The following is an 8,239-nucleotide window of genomic DNA, read 5'->3' as shown; positions in this document are numbered from 1 at the left end:
CTCACATATTCCGCTCATGATCTGGCACCCGGAGTTTTCTGACAAACAGGCTGGCACCCGTAGCGGTCATTTGACCCAGACTCCAGACCTGATGCCGACCTTCCTTTCGCTTTTTGGCTGCAAGGTGCCGCAAGAAGTCACCGGTGCATCGATATTGGACAGAATTGTTGATCCCAGGAACGACCGTGCCGGTATGATCCTGGGAATGTTCGGCGGCCCGGTCTGCGTCACCGACGGACGGTTCACGTATTTCCGCTACCCATGGAACGTCGATGGCGACGGCATATTCGAATACACACTCATGCCATGTCACATGGCCGCGCCGTTCCAACCAGATGAGCTGTTCGACGCGACACTTTCCGCACCCTTCCGTTTCACCAAGGGGATGCCCCTGCTGCGGGTGCCGGCGAGAAAGGACGCGAGGCGTCCACCCTCCCGGCACGATGTGAAGTTTCCTGACTCAGCCTCCGCATTGTTCGACTTGGCCACCGATCCATCGCAGGAACGACCGATCGAGGATAGGGAAACCCAGACTCGGTTGCTTGAGATGCTCGCGAAGGAACTCGCGCGTCACGACACACCTCCCGAAATGTACGACTATTACGAGCTAAGAAGATGAAATTGGAAAAATTGACACTTGCATTGGCAGCGGGAGCGCTTTGATGTCCGCGAGCAGACCCAATATTCTGTGGTATTGCACCGACCAGCAGCGGTTCGACACGATCCGGGCTCTTGGCAACCAGCACATCGCGACACCCAATCTGGACAGGATGAAAAACCGTGGCGTTGCCTTCCGGCAGACTTACGCGCAAAGCCCAGTCTGCACGCCGAGCCGCGCATCCTTCCTGACCGGGCGTTATCCGTCGAGCACACACGTGCACAGAAACGGTTGTTCGCACTTTCCTCAAAGTGAAACGCTTGTCACAAAATTGCTTGCAGACGCCGGATACGACTGCGGTCTCGTGGGAAAGCTCCACTTGGCGAGTGCAGCCAGCGGCATGGAACCCCGCGTCGATGACGGTTATCGCCTTTTTGAGTGGAGCCATCATCCGATGCCAGGCGCGGATTCCGACGACAACGCTTACCACCAGTGGCTGCTGAATGAGAAAAATGTCGACCCCAAGCAACTCTACGCGTCTGTCAGCGGTTTCTGCTGTGCCGGTGTTCCGGCCGAAGTCCATCAAACCACCTGGGCAACCGAACTGGCGTTAAGGTTCATTGACGAGAAACGGAGCCAGCCGTGGCTGCTTTCGATCAATGTTTTCGATCCGCATCCACCCTTCGACCCACCCCGGTCTCATCTTGATCGGTACGATGCCTCCACGCTTCCACCGCCGCTGTTCCGTGAAACTGATCTGGAGCGCCAAAACGCGTTCCGCCACGTGTCACAGCAGTCGACTGTGGCTGTCGATCCAAACGGGTCGGATCCCGAGATTCTGCACGATGTCGCACAAGCCGACACCGCAATGATCCCACCAACAAATTTCGACGGTAGGCAGGTCAAGGCAGCATACTATGCGATGATCGAGCTGATAGACGAGCAATTCGGCCGGATCGTGGAACATCTGGAATCGACCGGACAACTGGAAAACACCCTGATCGTCTTTCATAGCGACCACGGCGAACTGCTAGGCGACCATGGTCTGCTCTATAAGGGCTGCCGGTTTTTCGAGGGCCTTGTCCACGTTCCGCTGATGTTCATGTGGAAAGGCCGCTTCGTCGAAGACCTTGAAAGCGATGCACTCGTCGAACTGGTCGATATAGCTCCCACCTTGCTGGAGGCTGCCGGCTGCGAAGTGCCGGACTCGATGCAAGGCCAGTCCCTGATGGGAATTCTGACGGGCCAAAAACAACCGGATTATCACAAATCCATCGTTGTCTCTGAATTCAACGACGCGCTCGGATCGGCGAAAGAGTACCAGCCGACCCACGCCACGATGAGTTTCGACGGACGTATGAAAGTCATCGTCTATCACGACCTGAATCTAGGAGAAATCTTCGATTTGGAGAAAGATCCGGGCGAGTTCTCGAACCTTTGGGACTCACCGGAACTAACGGACGTAAAGCCTGAACTTCTGGTGAGGCATATGGACGCCGTTATGGCAACCAGTTGGGCGGGGATTGAACGCGTCGGGCGGTTTTGAACGGCATCGACAGACACTGAAGGGAGAAGGACGAGCGGTGGCTTTCCGGCGCTCGACACTCAGGGAGGAAATAAGATGAAAATTCGAAATTCGCTAACTGGTGCGTATGGACTACGATTAAGCATCCATGACTGCGTCGTTGCCCTGATTCTGGCGGTAGCTGCATTCACATTGGTCGGGGCATCAGTTGCCCGGGCAGACGATGTATGCCCAAAATACGGCGGCACATTCAAGACAGTCGACATCTCTTACTCAAATCTGGACCCCTCGCAAGTCGCCAACCCTCAGTACTATATGCGGCTTCTCTATGACGGTTTGCTGGATTTCGATCACGATTTGAACGTTGTTCCCGGTCTCGCCCTGGATCTGCCCACCAGTGACGGCGAACGCTATGTGTTCAAGCTCCGCGACGACGTGAAATTTCATGACGGAACCGACTTCAATGCCGAAGCGGTCAAATTCAATGTCGAACGTCTGATTGCCGGCGAAGTGCGGTCACCTCTCACCGGTTACTGGAAGAAACAGCTGAAGTCGGTGGAAGTCATCGATGAATATACCGTTGCTTTCGTGCCCGCTGGAGAATGGCCGACCATGCTCTGGGACTTTGCGAGTTCGCTGCGGTTTGCGTCTCCGACCGCTGTCAATGAACTGGGTGTGGATCACGGCCTGAAAGGAGCCGTTGGCACCGGCCCGTTCATGTTCAAATCGTTCGAACCGAAGAACCTCATGATCCTCGAGCGCAATCCGAATTACTACAAGGCCGGTCTACCTTGTCTCGATGGTATTCAGGCCCGCGTGATAAAGTCCGGAAGCGTTCGTGCCTTGTCGCTGATCAAGGGTGACCTCGACATGATCAACACCTTTCCGGAGACCCAGTTTCCCCAGTTCCAAGGGTCCGGCGTCATCGTTGACGAAGGCAAGTCATCAACACTTACTGTGCTTGCGGTAAACACAAAGAATTCTGCTCTGGCGGACCTGCGCATTCGGCAGGCTATTCAGCACGCCGTCGACGGCAAGGAACTTATCGACAACGTCTATGCCGGTATGGGCGAGGAAATCGTAAGTATTTTCCCGTCTTGGCATCCTGCCTTCACTGTTGCCGAAGAGTTGTCTCCAGTACGACAGGACGTGGAGAAGGCAAAAGCTCTCCTTGCTGATGCGGGATATGGACCCGGTGGCAAGAAGCTGACGCTTCAGCTGCTGACGGGATCCGGTGGTGCGCATACGCAACGTGCAATCCTGCTGCAGGCACAGCTCGCCAACATAGGCATAGACTTGAAGGTTAAGAGCGTCGCGTATTCGCAAGTCCTTACTGATTTGCAGTCTGGAAACTACGAACTGATCCTATGGCAGATGCTGGGGGGCCCGGCCATTATCGACTATGCATGGAATCTCTATGGGTCTGGCGGCCCGAACAACTTCACTTTCTACAACGAGGAAGGCGGGTATCAGAACCCGCGCGCTGAAGAACTAGCGCTGGAGATTGCAAAGTCAAATGATCCAAACGAGGTTCGTGCCCAGATCACCGAACTTCAGGATACCGTCTTCAACGACGTACCGCTCATCTTCCTGAACTGGCGCAATCATCGTACAGCCCGAACAACTTCCGTCAAAGATCTGGAGACGGCCAAGCTGAAGGGCATGGAGGATCTTCGCGAAGTCTGGCTTGACAGGTAGCATTCGACGGCGGCCGGTTTCCAATTGCCGGCCGCATACCGTAAATCATCCCGTTGAAGGGCATCGCCACCCATGTTCTTTAAATTTGTTATCCGAAGGGTCCTGTTTTCCATTCCCACGATTGTCGGGATTGTCACGTTGGCCTTCCTGCTCGGAAAACTGATCCCGGGCGATCCGGCAGTCGCGGCTTTGGGACTTGACCTCGACGGCGCCTCTACCGTGTCGCAGGAGGAACTGGAACGTGTTCGAACCGAACTCGGTTTGGATCGACCGGTGATCGTTCAGTATATGTCCTGGTTCGGAGATGCGCTTCAGGGCGACCTTGGCAGATCCTCGGTCAATCGTGAGTCAGTTACGGCGCTAATCTTGCGCGCTTTCCCGAACACGATGTTTCTGCTTCTCACGACAATTTCCACGGCCGCACTGATCGGGATCTCACTTGGCGTCTTTTCGGCTCTCCATCGCGGCAAATCCGCTGACCTGGTTGCAAGGCTGGTCACCATTGTCGGCGTCAGTACTCCTCCGTTCTGGTTGGCTCTGGTTCTCATTCTCGTATTCGCGTTCAATCTGAACCTGTTCCCCATGAACGGTTCGGTTGCCGAGCACGGATGGACCGCGCTGGTGCTGCCCACGGCGTCAATCGCCCTTCAACCGGCTGCGCTGATAGCACGCATGAGCCGCTCAAGCATGCTGGAGGTACTCTCGCAAGATATGATCCGCACAGCAGCGGCAAAGGGGCTTGGCCGCTGGACTATCATCCTGCGGCACGGACTTCCCAACGCCTTGAGCCCGGTTATCACCGTGATCGGATTTCAGTTTGCCAATCTGATGGGCGGCGCAGTTGCCATCGAAGTCCTGTTCGGCATGCCTGGACTTGGAAGCCTATTGATCAACGCAATCTTCGAAAATGACCTGAAAGTCATACAAGGTGTGGTGGTGATCGTCGGAATTACATTCGCCCTCACCAATCTTGCTGTCGACCTGCTTTATTCCGTAATCGATCCGAGGATCAAGCTATGACGATTTCATCCGCTGTGGCAGGCCACGGTCAAAGTACGTCTCCGAGTCTCAGGTCCCGGTTCGCAAAGAACTTCGCTCGATTTTTGAGCAGCCCTTTGAACTGCTTCAGCCTTGGCCTGACCACGCTTCTCTTTCTGCTGGCACTGCTGGCCCCGATTATCGCCCCATACCCTTATGAGCAAATCAACCCCGCCAACAGCCTGTCTCCGCCCACCTGGGAACACATTATGGGAACGGATCAGGTCGGACGAGATATCTTTTCCCGTGTCCTCTACGGTGCGAGGATCTCACTTTCCATGGCGGTCATGACCATAATCGTCGGCCTGGCTTCGGGCGTGTTCGTGGGGGCGGTCTCCGGCTATCTCGGCGGCGTCGCAGATGAGGTCATCATGCGGGTAGTTGAGGTCTTTATGTCGATCCCGGGCATCATACTCGCACTGGCTCTCGTCGCAGTGCTTGGTCCCAGCCCTCTTTTCATCGTCCTTGCGCTTTCCATCCGCCGGATAACACAGTTTGCCCGCGTGACGCGTGGCGCTGTCCTGGGGGTAAAAGCTCTCGACTACGTGGCGGCGTGCCGAGTGATCGGCATGAGCAACGTGAGAATTCTCTTCTTTCACGTCCTGCCCAACTGCATTGGTCCGATTATCGTCCTTGCGACCGTATTGATGGGCAATGTCATATTGCTGGAATCGACGCTGAGTTTTCTCGGGCTTGGTATTCAGGAGCCGACCCCGAGTTGGGGAACCATGATCGCAGCCGGCAACGAACTACTGACTTTCGCGCCTTGGCTGTCGCTGTTTCCCGGAGGGTTTCTTTTTCTGACGATGCTCGCTTTCAACCTTCTCGGAGACGGTGTGAGGGATTACCTCGATCCCCGCGGAGCAAGCGTGATCTAATGCGGACAAGTAAAAATGGAAATGAATAAACCAATCCTTCAGCTTCAGGGGCTTCGAACCGAGTTCAAGACCGGTTCCGGTTGGGTCACGGCAGTGGACGACCTGAGTTACAGCGTGAACCCCGGCGAGACTCTTGGAATCGTCGGTGAATCGGGATGCGGCAAAAGCGTTTCTTCCCTTTGCGTTCTGAGGCTGCTGCCGGAACCCCCGGGGCGAATTTCCGGCGGGGAAATCTGGTACGGCGGGGAGGATCTTACAAAGGTTGCCGAGACAAGGATCCGGGATATCCGGGGGAACGAGATCGCCATGGTTTTTCAGGAGCCCATGACGACACTCAATCCGCTTATGACAATCGGTACGCAGCTTTGCGAGCCCATCATGAAACATCAGGGGCTGAGTAGAAAAGACGCTATGCAACGGGCTCATGAGCTTCTGCAGCTCGTCCGGATACCCGATGCGAAGCACTGGCTGAAAGGATATCCTCACGAGATGTCCGGCGGGATGCGCCAGCGCGTGGTCATCGCGATGGCGCTGGCCTGCTCGCCCAAAGTCCTGATTGCTGATGAGCCGACCACGGCACTTGATGTCACGATACAGGCGCAAATACTTGCCCTCCTGAAGGAACTGCAAGACAGGCTCGGCATGGCGGTGATCATGGTCACGCACGATCTCGGCGTGATTGCCGAGGTCGCCGATCGTGTCGTGGTTATGTATGCCGGCAGCAAAGTCGAGGAAGCCACTGTCGAAGATTTATTCGCAAGACCCCGGCATCCATATACGCATGGCCTTTTTCGGGCGATCCCTGACATTGACAGCATTACTTCGAGCGAAGGTGCCCCCACCAGGCTTGAAGAGATCCCGGGCATGGTTCCGGCGCTGGACGCCATGCCCTCCGGCTGCCCTTTCTCCACTCGTTGCCCATTTGTCATCGAACGCTGCCTCGCGGAACGGCCAATCCTGGAGGAAAAAGCCCCCGGACATTTCGCAGCTTGTTTCAGGGAACTGTCATGAACGTTGTTCTGCAAGAACCTCCGCTGCTGGAGGTCATCGATCTGAAAACCCATTTTCCAATTCGCGAAGGTCTGTTGGGCAACACAACGGGCCACGTCCATGCCGTGAACGGTGTCTCTTTTACACTCGGCAAGAACGAAACCCTTGGCTTGGTCGGCGAAAGCGGCTCCGGCAAGTCAACGCTCGGGAAATCGATCCTGCGGCTGGTGGAACCGACGAGCGGCGATGTCAGACTTCAGGGAGAGAGCATTGTCCGATTGTCGAAGAAGCAAATGTTCCGCCATCGCCGTCAGGCACAGATGGTCTTTCAGGATCCGTACTCGTCTTTGAACCCGCGAATCCCCGTAGGGCGGATCGTAGCTGAAGCAATGTCCGTGCACGGCCTGGCGCCGGCTGCCGAGATCCGCGAAAGGGTAGAGGAACTCTTTGGACGTGTCGGCCTCCGGCCGGCTCAAACTCTGTGTTATGCAAACGAGTTTTCTGGAGGCCAGAGACAACGCATCGGGATTGCGCGCGCCTTGGCGCTGAATCCCAGCTTGATTATCGCGGATGAACCGGTTTCGGCCCTCGATGTTTCTGTTCAGGCTCAGGTGATCAACTTGATGATGGACCTGCAGCAGGAATTCGGCCTGTCTTATCTTTTCATTGCACACGATCTGGCAGTGGTTGCGCAGATTTCTCGACGGATCGCTGTCATGTATCTCGGCCGGCTGATGGAATTGGCGGATAGGAATGAACTGTTCCGGAATGCGCAGCACCCATACACCGAAGCATTGCTAGCCGCTATTCCGATTGCCAATCCCTCGAAAACACGTGCACCTGGAAAGGTATTGCAAGGGGACATTCCAAGTCCCCGGAAATTGCCGTCGGGCTGCGTGTTCCATGCAAGATGCCCCATTGCAGTGGAGCGCTGCAAAGTCGAAGTTCCTGAGTTTCGTGAAATCGGTTCAGGTCATTCCGTGGCGTGCCATCTGAGAGGCTGAAACCAAGTCATTGAAACGGTACGTATCGAGATCCACCTGGCGGGCATTCAACCTGTATTCAACTGAACCTTTTTGCGAAAGGACACGCGATGGCCGCAAGAAATAACACAATGAGCTGTGCAATTTGCCTCGAGCCTGGCAAATTGGCACTACAATCCAGACCTCTCCCGACAGAAGCCAACGATGGATGGTTACTTGTCGATATTGCCGCAGTCGGCATCTGCGGAACCGACTACCATATCTTCCAGGGTAAACATCCTTTTCTCGCCTACCCGAGGGTAATCGGACATGAATTGTCGGGCACGATCGCCTCGGGGCCACGGGCCGGTGAGTTGGTGGTGGTGAATCCATACTTGTCGTGCGGAACCTGCAGGGCCTGCGGACGCGGAAATCCCAATTGCTGCTCGCACATCGAGGTTCTTGGCGTCCATCGGGACGGCGGCATGTGCGCCCGCATAGCCGTTCCCGAACAGAATCTTTATCCTGCGGCGGGCTTGACGCCCCAACA

General features: G+C 55.7%; 7 protein-coding genes and 1 pseudogene. All 8 read left to right on the top strand.

From position 1 onward, the window contains the following. Positions 1-619 (top strand): annotated as a pseudogene (locus K5905_RS21175) (sulfatase); the annotation flags it as partial. 43 nt (positions 620-662) lie between these two features. Beyond that, a complete protein-coding gene (locus tag K5905_RS21170) occupies positions 663-2,144 on the top strand; it encodes a sulfatase-like hydrolase/transferase (RefSeq protein WP_297587392.1) in 1,482 nt (493 codons plus the stop codon). 75 nt (positions 2,145-2,219) lie between these two features. After that, complete coding sequence (locus tag K5905_RS21165) at positions 2,220-3,821, top strand: ABC transporter substrate-binding protein (protein WP_297587389.1); 1,602 nt, start codon at positions 2,220-2,222, stop codon at positions 3,819-3,821. Positions 3,822-3,893: 72 nt separating this feature from the next. Next, entirely contained in the window at positions 3,894-4,841 is a 948-nt protein-coding gene (locus tag K5905_RS21160; RefSeq protein ID WP_297587386.1) for an ABC transporter permease, read from the top strand. Continuing rightward, positions 4,838-5,737, top strand: a complete 900-nt coding sequence (locus tag K5905_RS21155) for an ABC transporter permease (protein ID WP_297587384.1) — start codon at positions 4,838-4,840, stop codon at positions 5,735-5,737. Before K5905_RS21160 ends, K5905_RS21155 begins: the two co-directional genes overlap by 4 nt. 21 nt (positions 5,738-5,758) lie before the next feature. Then, positions 5,759-6,748 carry an ABC transporter ATP-binding protein gene (locus tag K5905_RS21150; RefSeq protein ID WP_297587395.1) on the top strand — a complete coding sequence of 330 codons (990 nt, stop codon included), beginning with the start codon at positions 5,759-5,761 and terminating at the stop codon, positions 6,746-6,748. After that, positions 6,745-7,731, top strand: a complete 987-nt coding sequence (locus tag K5905_RS21145) for an ABC transporter ATP-binding protein (protein ID WP_297587382.1) — start codon at positions 6,745-6,747, stop codon at positions 7,729-7,731. The genes K5905_RS21150 and K5905_RS21145 overlap by 4 nt, the downstream gene beginning before the upstream one ends. Before the next feature lie 110 nt (positions 7,732-7,841). Beyond that, positions 7,842-8,239: alcohol dehydrogenase catalytic domain-containing protein (locus K5905_RS21140; protein ID WP_297587380.1), on the top strand; the 398-nt coding region annotated here is incomplete at its 3' end.

Origin of the sequence: Roseibium sp. (assembly GCF_025698965.1) — a bacterium.
Classification (GTDB): domain Bacteria; phylum Pseudomonadota; class Alphaproteobacteria; order Rhizobiales; family Stappiaceae; genus Roseibium.
The sequence above is the reverse complement of the archived record's forward strand: the minus strand, read 5'-3'. Positions and strand labels throughout refer to the sequence as shown.